This window comes from Streptomyces sp. A0642, from assembly GCF_004795105.1.
GTDB lineage: Bacteria > Actinomycetota > Actinomycetes > Streptomycetales > Streptomycetaceae > Streptomyces.
In genome coordinates, this window is the sequence record NZ_SSBL01000018.1 from 1 (window position 1) to 15781 (window position 15781).

Here is a 15781-nt window from a genome sequence, read left to right on the forward strand (position 1 = left end):
GCCGGCCCTGTTCGTGGTCGGGTCGTGACCGGCCGGAGCTGTTGGCGGGCTGCGCCCCGGCCTACGTTTGACGGGGCCGCGCCGGGGGGTGCGGGGGTTGTGGGGGCCATGACGTTGTCGGGGATACCGCCGTATCCGGATCAGCACACCGGTATGCCGCGGCGGCGCACCGGCACACCGCGCCGGGTGGTGATCCTGATCGTGGTGATGGCGTCGCTGCTGGTGCTGTCGCCTGTCGCGCTCGTGGTGGCGTTCTTCTACGTCTGGGGGAAGAACCACGAGGACCTGCGCTTCCCGGACCAGGACGTGAGCATTGTGTCCTGCCGGAAGGATGAGGTCACCGGCGGGCCGGTGGCGGAGGTGCGGGTGGAGAGCCGGGCGAAGCGGCCCGGCACCTTCACGGTCCACGTCAGGTTCCGTGCCCCGCGGGGCAAGGGCGGGAGCGATCCGGCCGGGAAGCGCACCGTGATCTTCAGGGACCTGGCGGTGGGGGCCACGGCGACCCGGTCGGCCGCGGGGCCGGCCCCGGTGCGGGGCAGGCCGCAGTGCGTGCTCGCCGACGTGACCTTCCTGTCGACAGCCCTGGCCCGGCAGTCGGCGAGCGCCACGCCGTGAAGGGGTGGCACCCGGTCCACGAGCCTCGACGGCCGTGGACCGGGGCCGTCAGAGGGCGCCGACCAGCCGCGGCGGGGCGGCGGGGGAGTCGGCGGCGGCAGCGGCGGAGACCGCCGCGGTGTGGGCGTCCATACGCTCGGCCGAGAGGATCGCGACCACGGTGTCGGCGCGGGACGCCGCCACGACCAGCGCCCGGCCCGCGAGGGCGTGGGCACGGCGGTGGAGGGCGATCGCCGGCGCGTCGCTCAGGCCCGCGTGCCGGGCGGGCGGTGCGCCGCGCAACCGGGCGACCTGCTCGGCGATGCGGTCGCCCGCCTCGGCGAGACCCAGTTCGTCGGTGACCGCGAGCAGTGCGGCCAGGTGCCCGGCGAGCTGGATGTCCAGCTCCTCCTCGCGGGTGCGGTGCGGGAAGTCGTCGGCGTGGTCGGCCGGTGTGTGGACCGATTTGGTGCGGATCGGTTCGTACATGGATGGCCTCCTGGTGATGCTGTGAGAACCATCCTAGCTTGGATTCAGTCTAAAGTTGTCTGTCTTCGATGCTGGAGGGTCGCCCTGGGCCCTAAACCTGACCGTAGCCGTCCAGGAAGCGGGCGATCCGGCCGATCGCGTCGGTCAGGTCCTCCGTCGAGGGCAGCGTCACGACCCGGAAGTGATCGGGGTCCGGCCAGTTGAACCCCGTCCCCTGGACCACCATGATCTTCTCGGCCCGCAGTAGGTCGAGGACCATCTGCCGGTCGTCCTTGATCTTGTAGACCTTGGGGTCGAGCCGGGGGAAGAGATACAGCGCCCCCTTCGGCTTCACACAGGTCACCCCCGGGATCTGCGTCAGCAGGTCGTACGCCACGTCCCGCTGCTCCAGGATCCGGCCGCCCGGCAGCACCAGGTCGTTGATCGACTGCCGCCCGCCGAGCGCGGTGGCCACGGCGTGCTGGGAGGGCATGTTGGCGCACAGCCGCATGTTGGCGAGGATCGTCAGCCCCTCGATGTACGAGGAGGCGTGCGCCTTGGGCCCGCAGACGGCCAGCCAGCCGGACCGGTAACCGGCCACCCGGTAGTTCTTGGACAGCCCGTTGAAGGTGAGCACCATCAGATCGGGGGCGATCGTCGCCGTCGGCGTGTGCGTCGCGCCGTCGTACAGGATCCGGTCGTAGATCTCGTCGGAGCAGACCACCAGGTTGTGCCGCCGGGCGATCTCCGTCAGGCCGCGCAGCATCTCGTCGTCGTAGACGGCGCCGGTCGGATTGTTCGGATTGATGATCACCATGGCCTTGGTGCGGTCGGTGATCTTCCGCTCGATGTCGGCCAGGTCCGGCATCCAGTCCGACTGCTCGTCGCACCGGTAGTGCACGGCCGTTCCGCCGGCGAGCGAGACGGACGCAGTCCACAGCGGATAGTCCGGAGCCGGTACGAGCACCTCGTCGCCGTCGTCGAGCAGGGCCTGCATCGACATCTGGATCAGCTCGGAGACGCCGTTGCCCAGGTAGACGTCCTCGACGTCGAGGTCGATCCCCTTGGTCTGGTAGTGCTGCATCACCGCCCGCCGTGCGGACAGCAGCCCCTTCGCATCGCCGTAACCGTGCGCCCCCGACAGGTTGCGCAGGATGTCTTCGAGGATCTCGGGCGGGCACTCGAAACCGAACGCGGCAGGGTTGCCGGTGTTCAGCTTGAGGATGCGATGACCTGCTGCTTCCAGCCGCATCGCCTCCTCGAGCACGGGGCCTCGGATCTCGTAACAGACGTTGGCGAGCTTCGTGGACTGGATGACCTGCATGTCTGCGAGCTTACGACTGTGTTTCGCGGGCCGCCCGGCCTTTCCCCGCGCATTGACCCACCCGGGTCGGTCCGCCCACCGCCCCGGCTTCCATCGCCATGCCTCCGCGCCCCCGGACCGTCGGAATCCGGGACGCGGGGCGGGCCGGGGCTTGGAATGGGGTGGGACGGGGACGTGACCGACGGGACCGGGTGACATGCGCCACGGCGCGCCGCGGCCGCTCGGCTACTCGCTCCTGTCCTCGGCGAGGGTGTGGGCGACCAGCGCGTTGGCGTGGCCGTGGCCCATCGCGTGCTCGGACTTGAGCCAGCCCACGAGCTCCATGTGCTTGGTCAGCGGCGAGGCGCGGATGAGGTCCTTCCACTCCGCGACCGGACGGCCGTACTTCTGCTCGATCGACGGGAAATAGCTTGCGGGGCCCTTCACTGCATCGGTCATGCCGGAAGTCTGACAGCCGGGTCTGACAGCCGGGTCCGACAGCCGGGTCCGACCGTCGGCCCGCCGGAAACCGCACGACCTCACCAGGGAACCGCGCCCGCGTCCTCGAAGAACTGACCGGTCGGGCCGCCGTCGGGCAGGGTCGCGAGTCTGAGGGCGATCGCCGCGCCCTGCTCGGGGGTGCGCACCCCGCTGAAGCCGTTGAGGCCGGTCGCGACGTAGCCGGGGCAGCCGAGGTTGATCAGGATGTTCGTGTCGCTCAGCTCCCGGGCGTACTGGACGGTGACGGCGTTCAGGAACGTCTTGGACGGCGCGTACGCCACGGCCACCGGACCCGTCGTCTGCTCACCGCCGGTTCCCGACTGACGGGTGAGGGAGCCGACGCTGCTGGACATGTTCACGATCCGGGGTGAGGGGGAGCGGCGCAGCAGCGGCAGCATCGCGTTGGTGACGCGGATGACGCCGATCACGTTGGTCTCCACGACGGTCCGGATGGTGGCGGGATCGACCAGGGTCGGCTCCTGCGGGATGCCGCCGGTGATCGCGGCGTTGTTGACGAGTACGTCGAGGCGCCCGGTCCGCTCCTCGATCAGCCGTGCGGCGGCGGTCGCGCTCGCGTCGTCGGTCACGTCCAGCGGTACGCCGAAGGCGTCGACGCCGCTCGCACGCAGCGCCTCCACCGCGTCCTTGCGGCGTTGGCCGTCCCGGGCGCCCACGCCGACGCTCCAGCCGAGGGCGCCCAGGCCGACGGCGATCTCGTAGCCGATTCCCTTGTTCGCGCCGGTGACCAGCGCGGTCTTTCGTTCGCTCATGGGGACGATGCTTCCTCGGAGCCCGGCGGGGGTCCAACACCGATCGGGTGGGCGGCGATACCCGCAGGGTATGAACGCGGAGTAGCGTGACCGCATGGAGACCCGGGAACTGCGCTATTTCATCGCTGTCGCCGAGGAACTGCACTTCGGGCGCGCCGCGCAGCGGCTCGGAATCGCGCAGCCGCCTCTGTCGCGGGCGATCCAGCAGCTCGAACGCCGCCTCGGGGCAGCGCTGTTGGATCGCACCAACCGCACGGTCACGCTGACCGAGGCCGGCTCGGTGCTGTTGACCGAGGGCCGCGCGGCGCTCGACGCGGTCGGTGCGGCCGAGCGCCGGACCCGTCGCGCCGCCCTTTCCGTGACCGGGCGTCCCGGCCTGGTCCTGGTCACCAAAGCCAGCGCGTCCAGGGAACTGCTGGCCGGTCTCCTCGACGCGTACGCCGCCGAACCGGGCACGGTCCCCGTCGACGTCATCCTGTGCGGGCCGGCCGAGCAGGAACGATTCCTGCGCGAGGGGCGGGCCGACGTGGCGCTGCTGCACCGGCCGTTCGACTCGACGGCCGGGTTCCACGCCGAAGAGCTCGCCACGGAGGGCCAGGTCGTGGTCCTGCCCGCCGGGCATCCCCTCACCGTCCGGCCCCATGTGCGCATGGCCGACATCAGCGCGCTGCCGGGCCTGCCCCTGCCGCGCTGGCCCGCCCCGGACGGCACCTACCCGCCCGGCCCCGGCCCGCAGGTCCGCGACCACGCGCAGCTGTTGCAGCTCGTCGCACTCGGCCGCGCGTGCGCGGTCTCACCGGAGTCGTGCCGGGCCCAACTGCCGGATGACCTCACCGCCGTGCCCGTGCTGGACGCACCGGCCGTCACCACCGTGATCGCCTGGCCCCCGCACAGCCGCTCCCGAGCCGTCGCCGACCTCGTCCGCACCGCGACGCGCCTCCTGTAGTGCCGACGAGCCCGGCGATTCCCCGTCCCGGCGTCCCGGCACGCAGCGGCTCAGTGAGCACACCGTGAAGGGGCCCGGCACCGCCCGGCCCGGTTCGGCGTGCCGTAGCGAGCCCGCTGAGGCACCCGACCGGGCCGGGCACAGGATGTCGGGTGGGGGAGGGCGGCCGGTTCCTAGCGTGGTGGGGGAAAGGGAAGGAGGCCCGGGGTGCTGGAACGGCTGAACGAGGCCATGGACCACATCGAGCGCCGTCTCGCCGACCGCATCGAGGTCGCCGAGCTGGCCAGGATCGCCCTGACGTCGGAATACCACCTGCGGCGGATGTTCTCCGCACTCGCCGGGATGCCGCTGTCGGAGTACATCCGGCGCAGGCGGCTCACCGTCGCGGGCGCGGAGGTGCTGGCCGGTGAGCGGACTCTGCTGGACGTCGCGGTGCGGTACGGCTACGCCTCGGGCGAGGCGTTCGCCCGCGCGTTCCGGGCGGTGCACGGCATCGGTCCGGGTGAGGCCAGGCGGACCGGGGCCGCGCTGCGGTCCCAGCCCCGGATGTCCTTCCGCCTCGTCGTCGAAGGGACCAGCAGCATGCGATACCGGATCGTGGAGAAGGAGACGTTCTGTGTGGTGGGGAGGAAGGCGCGCGTTCCGCTGGTGCACGAGGGGATGAACCCCGCCATCGCCGCGTTCGTCCGGAGCATCGACAAGGAGACCGTGGAGCGCATCAAGCGCCTCTCCGACCAGGAGCCGGAGGGGATCGTCCAGGTCAGTGACGACCTCGCCGAGAGCCGGGCCGAGGGGACCGAACTGGACTACTACCACGGGGTGGTGAGCTCGGCGGCCGTCCCCGAGGACATGGACGCGCTTCCCGTGGCGGCGGGCGCCTGGGCCGTCTTCGAAAGCTCCGGGGCGTTCCCGCAGGCCCTTCAGTACCTGTGGCGCGACGTGTTCACCGAGTGGTTCCCGTCCAACCCGTACCGCAGCCGGCCGGGGCCCGAGATCCTGCGCACGCGTCTGACGCCCGACGGGGCACATGCGGAAGCGCAGTTGTGGATCCCGGTGGAGCGGACGGAGGTCTGAGGGGCGCCCCGCCCGCCCGGGCCCGCGGCCGTGTCCCCCGTGCGAGCTACGCGCAGGTGTCCACCGAGCGGTGACGACTCCGGTACGCCTGATCCGTAGCGTCGGATCCGTAGCCGCGGGAGACGTCCGCGGGCCCGGCAGAGGAGTGCGCATGAGAGTCGTATGGCAGCTGGTGACCGTCGGCGCGGTGTGGATGATCGGCGGTCAGTGCGTGGCCGCCGTGGACGGGAATCCGTGGCTCACGCTGGTTCTCGGCCTGTTGACCGCGGTGCTCGCCGTGGCGGCCTACCGGTGGGTGGTCGGGCGGACCGAGCACCGCCCGGTCACCGAGCTGGCCCCCGGGGGCGCGAGGGCGGCCGCCGGGCGCGGGGTGCTGATCGGCGTGCCGTTGTTCTCGGCCGTCATCCTGATCCTGGCGGTCTCGGGGCAGTACCACGTGGACGGCATCGGCTCGGTCACCGGCGCGATGGGGCTGATCGGTTTCATGGCGGCCGCCGCGGTCACCGAGGAACTGCTGTTCCGCGGCATCCTGTTCAGGGTCGTCGAGGAACGCGGCGGCACCTGGCTCGCGCTGACGCTGACCGGAGCCCTGTTCGGCCTCATGCACCTGCTGAACCCGAACGCCAGCCTCTGGGGCGCCGTCGCCATCGCCGTCGAGGCGGGCGGCATGCTCGCCGCCGCGTACGCGGCCACCCGCACGCTGTGGCTTCCCATCGGCGTGCACCTCGGCTGGAACTTCGCCGAGTCCGGCATCTTCAGCACCGAGGTCTCGGGCAACGACACCCCCCAAGGGCTTCTGGACTCCGCGACGTCGGGCCCGCATCTGCTGACCGGCGGCGACTTCGGGCCGGAGGCCAGTCTGTACGCGGTGCTGGCCGGGGCCGTGCTGACGGTGGCGTTCATGTGGCTGGCCCACCGGCGCGGCCACGTGGTGCCCCGGCGCGGCCGGCGCGTCGTCGAAGCCGGGACCGCCGCTAGAGTTCCCCGGTGACCAGACTTCGGAGACTTCCGGAACGGTGGCACCGGCTGGACGTCACGGTCCGCGATCTTCCCCTCGGGCTGCTTCTCCTCGCGATGTCGCTCCTGCCGGCGCTCCACAACCGGGGTACGGAGATCGGCGGACTGCCGGCCCGCTCCCTCGACGTGCTCGGCGTGGTGGTCGTCTGCCTCCAAAGCCTCCCGCTCGCCGCGCGCCGGCGGTGGCCGGCGGCGGCTCTCGCCCTGGTGGTGCTCGGCTTCGGCGTGGACCAGCTGAGGGGTTACCACCTGATCGCGGGCACCGCGCTGCCCCTCGTCCTGCTGAGCGCGGGTTCCCATCTGGAGCGGCACCGGCGCGCCACCGTGCTCGTCCTCTCCGGGGCGTACGCGGCACTGGCGGTCGTGCTCTCCCGGACGGGGCCCGGTGAGAGCCTGGTCGGCTTCGTCTCCTTCTACGCGGCGCTCGCCCTCGCCTGGGCCGCCGGGGCCTGGCTGCGGCGCACCCGCATCCTGGAGGCCGAACGCCGCCTCCGGGTCGCCGAGGACACCCGCCTCGCCGAACGCACCCGCATCGCCCGCGAGCTCCACGACATCGTGACCCACCACGTGACGGCGATGGTCGTCCAGACCGAGGCGGCCCGCTATCTGACCGCCGCTCCCGACCGGCTCGACCAGACCCTGGCCACCGTCACCGACACCGGCCGACGGGCCATCACCGACCTGCGGCACCTGCTCGACCTGCTCGACCCCGGCCACGGCGCCGAGGCCAGGACACCGGCCGTGGGCCGGATCCGTACCCTCGTGGAACAGAGCCGCCGGTCCGGGCAGACGGTGGAGTTCACCGAGCAGGGCATCCCGGCGGCGTCGACCGGCAGCGCCGACCTCGTGGCCTACCGGGTCGTCCAGGAAGCCCTGACGAACGCCCTCAAGCACGCCCGGGGGAGCACCGCTTCCGTCCAGGTGCGGCACAGTGAAAGGGAGATCGTCGTGGAGGTCGGCACGGACGGTTCCGGCTCACGGGCCCGGGTTCCCGGCGGGAGCGGGCGGGGCCTCGCGGGGCTCCGCGAGCGCGTCGACGTCCTGGGAGGCGACTTCAGCGCGGACTTCCGCGCCGACGGCGGCTTCGTCGTCCGGGCGCGCATACCCGCGGGGAGCCCGTCATGACCACGCCCGTCCGGGTCCTCGTCTGCGACGACCAGATCCTGGTCCGCACCGGGCTGGCCACCATCATCGACGCCCAGCCCGACCTGGAGGTGGCGGGCGAGTGCGGGGACGGGCGGACCGCCGTCGACCTGGCCCGGCGGCTGCGCCCCGACGTCGTCGTGATGGATATCCGCATGCCCGTGCTCGACGGCATCGAGGCCACCCGCCTGCTGGCCGGCGCCGGCGTGGCGGATCCCGTCAAGGTGCTCGTGGTGACCACCTTCAATCTGGACGAGTACGTGTACGAGGCGTTGCGCGCCGGAGCGAGCGGGTTCGTGCTGAAGGACGCGCCTCCGTCCCGGCTGCTGCACGCGATCCGGACCGTGCAGACCGGGCAGGCGCTGCTGGACCCCGAGGTGACCCGCCGGCTGGTGGGCCGGTACGCCGCCCGGATCCGGCCCACCGGCGGCCCCCCGGAGGACCTGCCGCTGACCCCTCGCGAACTGGAGGTCCTGCGACTCATCGCGGACGGCTTCTCCAACAGCGAGATCGCCGGGACCCTCCTGATCAGCCCGGAGACCGTCAAGACCTTCGTGTCACGCATCCTCGCCAAACTCGGACTCCGTGACCGTGTCCAGGCCGTCGTCTACGCCTACCGCCAGGGCCTCGTGACCTGAATTCGCCCCTTGTGGCGTTCCCCCCAGTGCGCCAACATGCGCATGTCAAACCGGAAGAACTCCGGTCGCAGAGGCTTTCCACGCTCTGCGCAGGTCACGTGAGGGGACCCCCACATGAAAAAGCCTCTCGTCGGTGCGCTCTTCGCGGTGCTGCTCCTCGGAGCCGGCACCGCTCCCGCGGCGGCGGCCACAAGCCACGACGCGCCGGCGGCCAGCACGGCCAAGGCATCGGCATCCGCAGCAGCATCCGTCGGCCGCACCGCGTCGGACGCGGCGTCGTCCGGCCTGGCGGCCGGTCACATCAGGGCCCAGGCCATCGGCTTCGCCGGGACGGTGGCGCTCAGCAACTGTTCGGGGTCGGTCGTCCGCGCGCCCGGCTCCCAGCCGGGCGACCCCGCGCTCGTGCTCTCCAACGGCCACTGCATGGAGTCCGGGTTCCCCGGCCCGGGCGAGGTCGTGTTCAACCAGCGGTCCACCCGCAGCTTCACGCTGCTGAACGCCTCGGGCAGCGGTGTCGGCACCGTCCGGGCGAGCAAGATCGCGTACGGGACGATGACGGACACCGACATATCGGTGTACCAACTCACCTCCACGTACGCCCAGATCGAGAGCCGTTACGGGATCAAGGCGCTGGAGCTCAACACCACGCACCCGGTCCAGGGCACCGCGATCACCGTCGTGTCCGGGTACTGGAAGCGCACGTACAGCTGCAACATCGACGGGTTCGTCTACCGCCTCAAGGAGGGCGAGTGGACCTGGAAGGACTCGGTCCGCTACACCTCCGCCTGCCAGACCATCGGCGGCACGTCCGGCTCGCCGGTGATCGACAACGCCACCGGCAAGGTCGTCGCCGTCAACAACACCGGGAACGAGGACGGCCAGCGGTGCACGGACAACAACCCGTGCGAGGTCGACGAGAGCGGGCAGGTGACGGTCCGCGAGGGCATCAACTACGCCCAGGAGACGTACGGCATCGTGCCGTGCATCGGCCCCGGCAACGTCTTCGACCTCAGCCGTGCGGGGTGTGCGCTGCCCAAGCCGTAACGGCCCCGGACACGACGAACCGCCCGGCCTGACGGCCGGGCGGGCAGGTGGACCGAGCGGGTGGGGCGGGGCGGGCGGCAGCTGCCGCCCCGCCCCACCCGTGTCTCAGATCTTGCGCCAGCGGGCGTGCGCGAAGGAGAAGAGGCCGAAGGCCGCCAGTCCGATGGCGATCAGGGCCAGCAGCCACGGACCGGCCGGGGCGGAGGCGAAGGAGCGCAGGGTGTCGTCCATGCCCTTGGCCTCGCCGGAGCGGGCCTTCACCGCGGCGGACACGGCGAATCCGCCGGCGACCGCGAAGACGATTCCTCGCGAGAGACCGCCGAAGACTCCGGTGATGTCGACCCCGCGCCGCTGAGCCGGCGACATGGCTTCCATCCGCAGGCGCTTGTGGAACTTGCGCATCGCGGCCCGGGCCGCGATCCACAGGCCCACGCCGACGATGGCGGCGCCGGCCAGGCCCACGATCCAGCGGCCGCCGGGCAGGTCCAGCACCTTCGCCGTGACGTCCTGGGACTGCGAGTCGCTGGAACCGCTGCCGCTGCTCTTGCCGCCCGCCGCGAACGACAGGACCGAGTAGGCGACGAAACCGTAGAAAACGGCCCGGCCCGCCGAGGCCAGCCGCTTGGTGGCCTTGTCCCCGTCGGGTCCGGGCGCCCCGAAGATCGCCTCGGACAGCCGCCAGAGGGCCATGCCCACCAGTGCGATGCCCAGGACCCACAGCAGGGCCGAGCCGAACGGCTTCTGGGCTATCTCCGAGAGGGCGCCGCCCCGGTCGGCCTGCTTCTTGCTGTCGCCGCCGTTGAAGGCGATCCGTAGCGCAAGGAAACCGACCAGGAAGTAGATCACCCCACGGGCGACGAACCCCGCCCGCCCGCCCACCTCGACCGCTTTGCTGTCGCCGGCCTGGCGCGCCTTTCCTTTGCCTCTTCGCGCTGCCGCAAATGTATTCATGACCCCCGGTTGCCCGGGAAAGGCGGGGAGAAACTACGCTCCCGCGGACCCCGCCTACCGTGCCGGCGTGTCCGTGGACCGCACCGACCGGCCCGCCAGGACCTGCGTCCGCTTCCCGTCCTCGATGACGAAACGGCCGTCGATCAGCACGTACGGGATGCCCGTCGGCAGGGTGCGGGGCGCGTCGAACGTGGAGCCCGCCGCCACCGTCACCGGGTCGAAGAGCACCAGGTCGGCGCGGTACCCCTCCCGCACGTACCCGCGGTCCGGCAGCCGCAGACGAGCCGCCGGGCGGGAGGTGAGGTGGGCGACGCACTCCTCCAGGGAGAGGACGCCCAGCTCCCTCGCGTACCGCCCGAGGTACTGCGGGAACGTGCCGTACGCCCGGGGGTGCGGCTTGTCGCCCTGGAGGATGCCGTCGCTGCCGCCGGTGTGGACGCGGTGGCGCATGATCTGCCGGACGTTCGCCTCATGGCCCACGTGCTGGAGGATCGTCGTCCCGAGCCGGTCGTCGAGCAGCAGCCGCCGCGCGGTCACCCAGGGCTCCTCGCCCCGCAGGCGCGCGGACTCGGCGACCGTACGGCCGACGTGGGCGGCGAGGGCCGGTGCGCCGACGCCGGAGATCTCGATCGTGTCCCACTCGATCGGCACCCCGTGGCAGCCGTCCGACCCCACGACCTCCAGATCGTGGCGGATCCGCGCCGCCGTCGGGTCGTCGGCCAGGCGCGCCAGGACCGGCCCGGGGCCGCCCTCGCTCGCCCAGCTCGGCAGCATCGCGGCCAGGGTGGTGCAGCCCGGGGTGTACGGGTAGGTGTCGAGGGAGATGTCGGCGCCCGCGTCGAGCGCGTGGTCCAGGAGGGCCAGGAGCTCCGGGGCGCGGCCCTCGTTCACCCCGAAGTTCATGGTGGCGTGGGCGAGATGGAGGGCGCAGCCCGCGCTGCGGGTGAGCCGCACCATCTCCTCGTAGGCCTCCAGTGCCCCGGCTCCGTACGAGCGGTGGTGCGGGCAGTAGTAGCCGCCGTGATCGGCCACCACCCGGCACAGGGCGGTGAGTTCGGCGTCGTCCGCGTACATGCCGGGGGTGTAGGTGAGTCCGGAGGACATGCCTACGGCGCCCTCGGCCATGGACCGGTCGACGAGTCGCCTCATCCGGTTCAGCTCGGCCTCGGTGGCGGGCCGGTCGTCCCACCCGACCGCGTACATCCGGACGGTGCCCTGCGGGATCAGATAGGCGGCGTTCACCGCGATGCCCCGGCCGCCGAAGTTGCGGTCGAGCCGGTCGAGGTACCCGCCCACGGTGCGCCAGTCGAAGTCGATGTCGCTCCCGTCGCCGTTCCACCCGGTGATGGCCCGGCGCACCTCGGTGAGGGTGCGGTCGTCGGCGGGGGCGTAGGACAGCCCGTCCTGGCCGAGCACTTCGAGGGTGACGCCCTGCGCGGCCTTCGCGCTGTGGTCGGGGTCGCGCAGCAGGGCGAGGTCGCTGTGGGCGTGCATGTCGACGAAGCCCGGGGAGAGCGCGAGGCCGTCGGCCTCCAGGGTGCGGGGAGCGGTGGGGCGGGGGCCGGGGGAGCCCTGGCGGTGGATCTCCGCGATGCGCCCGTCGGCGAGGGCCACGTCGGCGCGGTAGGAGGGGGTGGCGGTGCCGTCGATGACGCGGGCGTCGCGGATGACCAGGTCCATGGGGGGTGCCTTTCGCAGGCGGCCGAGGGTGGCGATCCCGGCCGCCGGTATCAGTGGCCGGGATCAGAAGAACGTACGGATGTAGTCCGCGACCGTGCCGTCCTCCTCGACCAGCGGGATCAGCTGCCACTTGTCGAAGCTCGTGCAGGGGTGCGAGAGCCCCATCCCCACCCAGTCCCCGACCTCCAGCTCGGCCCCCTCGTCCGTCCGCACCCATGCGTGCTGGTCCGACAGTCCGGTGATCTCGATCCCCGACGCCGCGTGCACCGAGCCGTCGCGCCCGGACCGCACGACCTGCGCCCGAGGGAGGTCGAGGTCGTAGGCCGCGTCCCGCTTGCCCGCGTTCAGGAAGGCCTGTTCGGCCGTCGGACGCGACACGACCTGGGCCCAGAGCCGGAACGCCGGCTGGAGCGCGCCCTCTTCGGGGACCCGGTTGAAGGGGGTGAGGTGGCGGTAGTGCCCGTCGTCGTGCGAGACGTACGCGCCGGACCGGAGCAGCTTGAGTACGGGACGGGAGAGTTCGGGGATGTCCGCGAACACGTCCGCTACCGCGTCGAACCATGCGCTGCCGCCCGCGCTGATCACGATCCGCTCCCCGGCGTCCAGTGCGGCGAACCGCCCCGCCGCGTCGAACTCGGCCGCCAGACCCACGAGTCGGCGCAGCCACTGCCGTACCCGCTCGCCCGTCGCTTCCGGCACCTCGCCCTCGTAGCCGGCCACGCCCACCAGGCGCAGCGTACCGGTGGCGGCCACGGCGTCGGCGACGGCGGCGCAGTCGGCGTCGGTGCGCGCGCCGGTGCGGGCGCCCTCGCCCGCGCCGAGTTCCACGACGACGTCGACGGGGCGGGAGGCGCCCGCCGCGCGCAGGGCCTCGTCCATCAGCTCGACGCCGCGCACCGAATCGGCGTAACAGACGAACCGGAAGTCCGGATCGGCGTCCAGCTCGCCCGCGACCCAGGTCAGCGCGACGGCGTCGACGAGCTCGTTGGCGAGGAAGATCCGCCGGACCCCGAAAGCCCGGTAGACGCGCGCCTGGTGCGGGACCGCGGCGGTGATGCCCCACGCGCCGTGCTCCAGCTGTCGGGCGAACAGCTGCGGGGACATCGAGGTCTTGCCGTGCGGGGCGAAGGCGAGGCCGTGCCGCTGCGCGTACGTCTCCAGGAGGGCGAGGTTGTGCGCGACGGACTCGGCCGACAGGGCGAGCACCGGGGTGGTGAACCCGCCGGTGAAGAGGTTGCGCCGCTGGCCGGCCAGCTCGCCGACGGTCAGGCCGGCCGCGTCGGGCGGGAGGGCCTTGAACCGGTGGTCGACGCGCTCGGCGGTGAGCCCGGCGAGACCGGCGAGCTCGCTGACTTCGGGGGATCCGGCGGGTCCGGCGGGTCCGGCAGCGGGGCGTTCGGCGGCCATGGAGGTGCCTCCTCGGTCGAAGTCAGTCGGTCGGTACGCCGTAGGGTGCTCCGGCGTTGTTGCACCATATGCAACGGGCGTTGCGCATAATGCTCCAGGCTGTCTAACATCCGAGCCGACGCCCGGTCAATGGCGAGACCGGGGCGCCGTCCGCCCGCCCGCCCGACCCGAGGAGCCCGCGTGTCCGGAACCCCGGCCAGGACCGACGCCGACGCGGCCGCCGACGTCGTGTGCCTCGGCGAGTCCATGGTGACGTTCCTTCCCTCGCGGCCCGGGCGCCTCGCCGACGTACCGTCCTTCGGTCGCGGCATCGGCGGCGCCGAGTCCAACGTGGCCTGCGCCCTGGCCGCGGCCGGGCACCGCGCGGCCTGGGTGAGCCGGGTCGGGGCGGACGGATTCGGCGACCACCTCGTCGAGACGGTCTCCGCGTACGGGGTCGACACCTCCGCCGTGCGACGGGATCCCGCCCGGCCGACGGGGATCTACTTCCGTACGGCGACGGACCGCGGCACCGAGGTCCACGAGGTGGCGTACTACCGGGCCGGCTCCGCGGCCTCCGCGATGTCGCCCTCGACCGTCCCGTTCGAGGCGCTGTTCGCGGGCCGGGTCCTGCACCTGTCCGGCATCACGGCCGCGCTGTCCGCCGACTGCCTGGCCCTGCTGCGCGAGCTGACCGCGCCGCGCCCGGGGCGGCCGCTGGTCTCGTTCGACGTGAACCACCGGCCGGGCCTGTGGCGCGGCGCCGAAGCGTCCCCGGGCGTCCTGCTGGATCTGGCCCGCCGGGCGGACCTCGTCTTCGTCGGCGAGGACGAGGCGGAGGAGGCGTGGGGAATCACGGGAGCGGAGGCCATCCGTGCGGCGCTGCCGGAACCGGCGGTCGTGGTCGTGAAGCGGGGCGCGGAGGGGGCGACGGTCTTCTCCCGCCCCGCCCCGCCCCTTCCCGAACCCCGGGTGGTGCCCGCGGCCCCCCGGTCCCCGAGCGCCGGACGGGCCGGAGGGGTCGCCGGACCCGCCACCACCGGCCCGACCGCCGAGCCGACCGCTCCCGCGACCACCGGCCCGACCGCCGAGCCGACCGCTCCCGCGACCACCGGCCCGACCGCCGAGCCGACCGCTCCCGACACCGTCACCACCGTCCCCGCCCTCCACGTGGACGTCGTCGCCCCCGTCGGCGCGGGCGACGCCTTCGCCGCGGGGTTCCTCTCCGCCACCCTCCGCGGACTCCCCGTCCGCGACCGCGCCCGGCACGGGCACCTGATGGCCGCCGCCGTCCTCACCGTCCCCGGCGACCTCACCGGCCCGCCCGCCCGCGAACTCGCCGACCGCCTCGCCGCCCTCGACGACACCGCCTGGGGGAGACTGCGTCTCGGCCCCGGGTGGACGGGGGACGACACGGAGGTACGTACGCGATGAGCGAGCGCAGCGAGCGACCCGGCAAGAGGGGCGTCCCCGGCGAAGGCCGGGCCGGGGACAGCGGGGCACGCGCATGAGCCAGACCGTCGACCGGGCGCTCAGCATCCTGCCGCTGCTCGCCCAGGGGCCCGCCGACCTCGGGCAGGTCGCCGAGCGGCTCGGCGTCCACAAGTCCACGGCCCTGCGCCTGCTCCGTACGCTCCACGAGCACGGGCTCGTCTACCGCCAGGAGGACCAGCGCTACCGCCTCGGCGCCCGGCTCATCGCCCTCGCCCAGGAGGCCGTGGAGAACCTGGACGTCCGGGAGATCGCCCACCCGCACCTCGTCGAGCTCAACGCGAACTGCGGGCACACCGTGCACCTCGCCGTGTACGAGGAGAACGAGGTCCTCTACATCGACAAGGTCGAGAGCCGCTACCCGGTCCGGATGTACTCCCGCATCGGCAAGCCCGTCGCGATCACCGTCGCCGCCGTGGCCAAGCTCCTGCTCGCCGACCTGTCCGAAGCCGAGCGGCGCGCCCTCGCCGAGAAGCTCGACTACCCCCTGTACACGTCCCGTTCGACGTCCGGGCCCGGCGCCTTCCTCAAGGAGCTCGCCACCGTGCGCGAACAGGGATGGGCCACCGACCTCGGCGGCCACGAGGAGTCCATCAACTGCGTCGCCGCCCCCATCCGCGGGGCCGACGGGCGCGTCGTCGCCGCGATGTCGGTCTCCGCACCGAACGTGGTCGTCACGGCCGAGGAGCTCCTCACCCTGCTCCCCCTGGTCCGTCGCACCGCCGACACCATCAGCCGGGAGTACTCCGGCACCAACCCACCCAAGAAGGCCTGA

Annotated in this window: 16 protein-coding genes; 9 read left to right on the top strand and 7 right to left on the bottom strand. The window is 72.6% G+C overall.

Annotated features, from left to right (window positions below):
• The first annotated feature begins 153 nt into the window (after positions 1 to 153).
• Positions 154 to 615: a hypothetical protein gene (locus E6R60_RS25480; protein ID WP_136328989.1), complete on the top strand. Its 462-nt coding sequence runs from the start codon at positions 154 to 156 to the stop codon at positions 613 to 615.
• 48 nt (positions 616 to 663) lie between these two features.
• On the opposite strand, the gene E6R60_RS25485 is transcribed toward E6R60_RS25480, so the two are convergent.
• From E6R60_RS25485 to E6R60_RS25500, 4 genes are all read right to left on the bottom strand, one after another.
• The gene (locus E6R60_RS25485; RefSeq protein WP_136328990.1) at positions 664 to 1083 is read right to left on the bottom strand and encodes a hypothetical protein; all 420 of its coding nucleotides are present in this window, start codon (positions 1081 to 1083) and stop codon (positions 664 to 666) included.
• A gap of 91 nt (positions 1084 to 1174) precedes the next feature.
• Positions 1175 to 2386 carry a pyridoxal phosphate-dependent aminotransferase gene (locus tag E6R60_RS25490; RefSeq protein ID WP_136328991.1) on the bottom strand — a complete coding sequence of 404 codons (1212 nt, stop codon included), beginning with the start codon at positions 2384 to 2386 and terminating at the stop codon, positions 1175 to 1177.
• A 225-nt stretch (positions 2387 to 2611) separates the two neighbouring features.
• Positions 2612 to 2824, bottom strand: a complete 213-nt coding sequence (locus E6R60_RS25495) for a DUF4287 domain-containing protein (RefSeq protein WP_136328992.1) — start codon at positions 2822 to 2824, stop codon at positions 2612 to 2614.
• Between the two features lie 80 nt (positions 2825 to 2904).
• Positions 2905 to 3636 carry an SDR family NAD(P)-dependent oxidoreductase gene (locus tag E6R60_RS25500; protein ID WP_136328993.1) on the bottom strand — a complete coding sequence of 244 codons (732 nt, stop codon included), beginning with the start codon at positions 3634 to 3636 and terminating at the stop codon, positions 2905 to 2907.
• A gap of 94 nt (positions 3637 to 3730) precedes the next feature.
• Between E6R60_RS25500 and E6R60_RS25505 the strand changes: the two genes are divergently transcribed.
• From E6R60_RS25505 to E6R60_RS25530, 6 genes are all read left to right on the top strand, one after another.
• On the top strand, positions 3731 to 4582 hold the full coding sequence (locus tag E6R60_RS25505) for a LysR family transcriptional regulator (RefSeq protein WP_136328994.1): 852 nt from the start codon (positions 3731 to 3733) through the stop codon (positions 4580 to 4582).
• Between the two features lie 207 nt (positions 4583 to 4789).
• Positions 4790 to 5656: an AraC family transcriptional regulator gene (locus E6R60_RS25510; protein WP_136328995.1), complete on the top strand. Its 867-nt coding sequence runs from the start codon at positions 4790 to 4792 to the stop codon at positions 5654 to 5656.
• A 151-nt stretch (positions 5657 to 5807) separates the two neighbouring features.
• Positions 5808 to 6647: a CPBP family intramembrane glutamic endopeptidase gene (locus tag E6R60_RS25515; protein WP_136328996.1), complete on the top strand. Its 840-nt coding sequence runs from the start codon at positions 5808 to 5810 to the stop codon at positions 6645 to 6647.
• Complete coding sequence (locus tag E6R60_RS25520) at positions 6644 to 7798, top strand: histidine kinase (RefSeq protein WP_168713671.1); 1155 nt, start codon at positions 6644 to 6646, stop codon at positions 7796 to 7798. The genes E6R60_RS25515 and E6R60_RS25520 overlap by 4 nt, the downstream gene beginning before the upstream one ends.
• A complete protein-coding gene (locus tag E6R60_RS25525) occupies positions 7795 to 8454 on the top strand; it encodes a response regulator transcription factor (protein WP_136328997.1) in 660 nt (219 codons plus the stop codon). The genes E6R60_RS25520 and E6R60_RS25525 overlap by 4 nt, the downstream gene beginning before the upstream one ends.
• A 114-nt stretch (positions 8455 to 8568) precedes the next feature.
• The gene (locus E6R60_RS25530) at positions 8569 to 9498 is read left to right on the top strand and encodes a serine protease (protein ID WP_136328998.1); all 930 of its coding nucleotides are present in this window, start codon (positions 8569 to 8571) and stop codon (positions 9496 to 9498) included.
• A gap of 105 nt (positions 9499 to 9603) precedes the next feature.
• Here E6R60_RS25530 and E6R60_RS25535 read toward each other — a convergent pair whose 3' ends face one another.
• From E6R60_RS25535 to E6R60_RS25545, 3 genes are all read right to left on the bottom strand, one after another.
• Positions 9604 to 10449 (bottom strand): DUF1206 domain-containing protein, encoded by an 846-nt coding sequence (locus E6R60_RS25535; protein ID WP_136328999.1) that lies wholly within the window; start codon positions 10447 to 10449, stop codon positions 9604 to 9606.
• 54 nt (positions 10450 to 10503) lie between these two features.
• Positions 10504 to 12129, bottom strand: a complete 1626-nt coding sequence (locus E6R60_RS25540; RefSeq protein WP_136329000.1) for a D-aminoacylase — start codon at positions 12127 to 12129, stop codon at positions 10504 to 10506.
• A gap of 63 nt (positions 12130 to 12192) precedes the next feature.
• Positions 12193 to 13536, bottom strand: coding sequence for an alanine racemase (locus tag E6R60_RS25545; RefSeq protein WP_136329001.1), 1344 nt, complete (start codon positions 13534 to 13536; stop codon positions 12193 to 12195).
• Positions 13537 to 13716: 180 nt separating this feature from the next.
• Here E6R60_RS25545 and E6R60_RS25550 point away from each other — a divergent pair, with 180 nt between their 5' ends.
• Both E6R60_RS25550 and E6R60_RS25555 read left to right on the top strand, forming a co-directional pair.
• On the top strand, positions 13717 to 14949 hold the full coding sequence (locus E6R60_RS25550) for a sugar kinase (RefSeq protein ID WP_136329002.1): 1233 nt from the start codon (positions 13717 to 13719) through the stop codon (positions 14947 to 14949).
• 73 nt (positions 14950 to 15022) lie between these two features.
• Positions 15023 to 15781, top strand: a complete 759-nt coding sequence (locus tag E6R60_RS25555; RefSeq protein WP_136329003.1) for an IclR family transcriptional regulator — start codon at positions 15023 to 15025, stop codon at positions 15779 to 15781.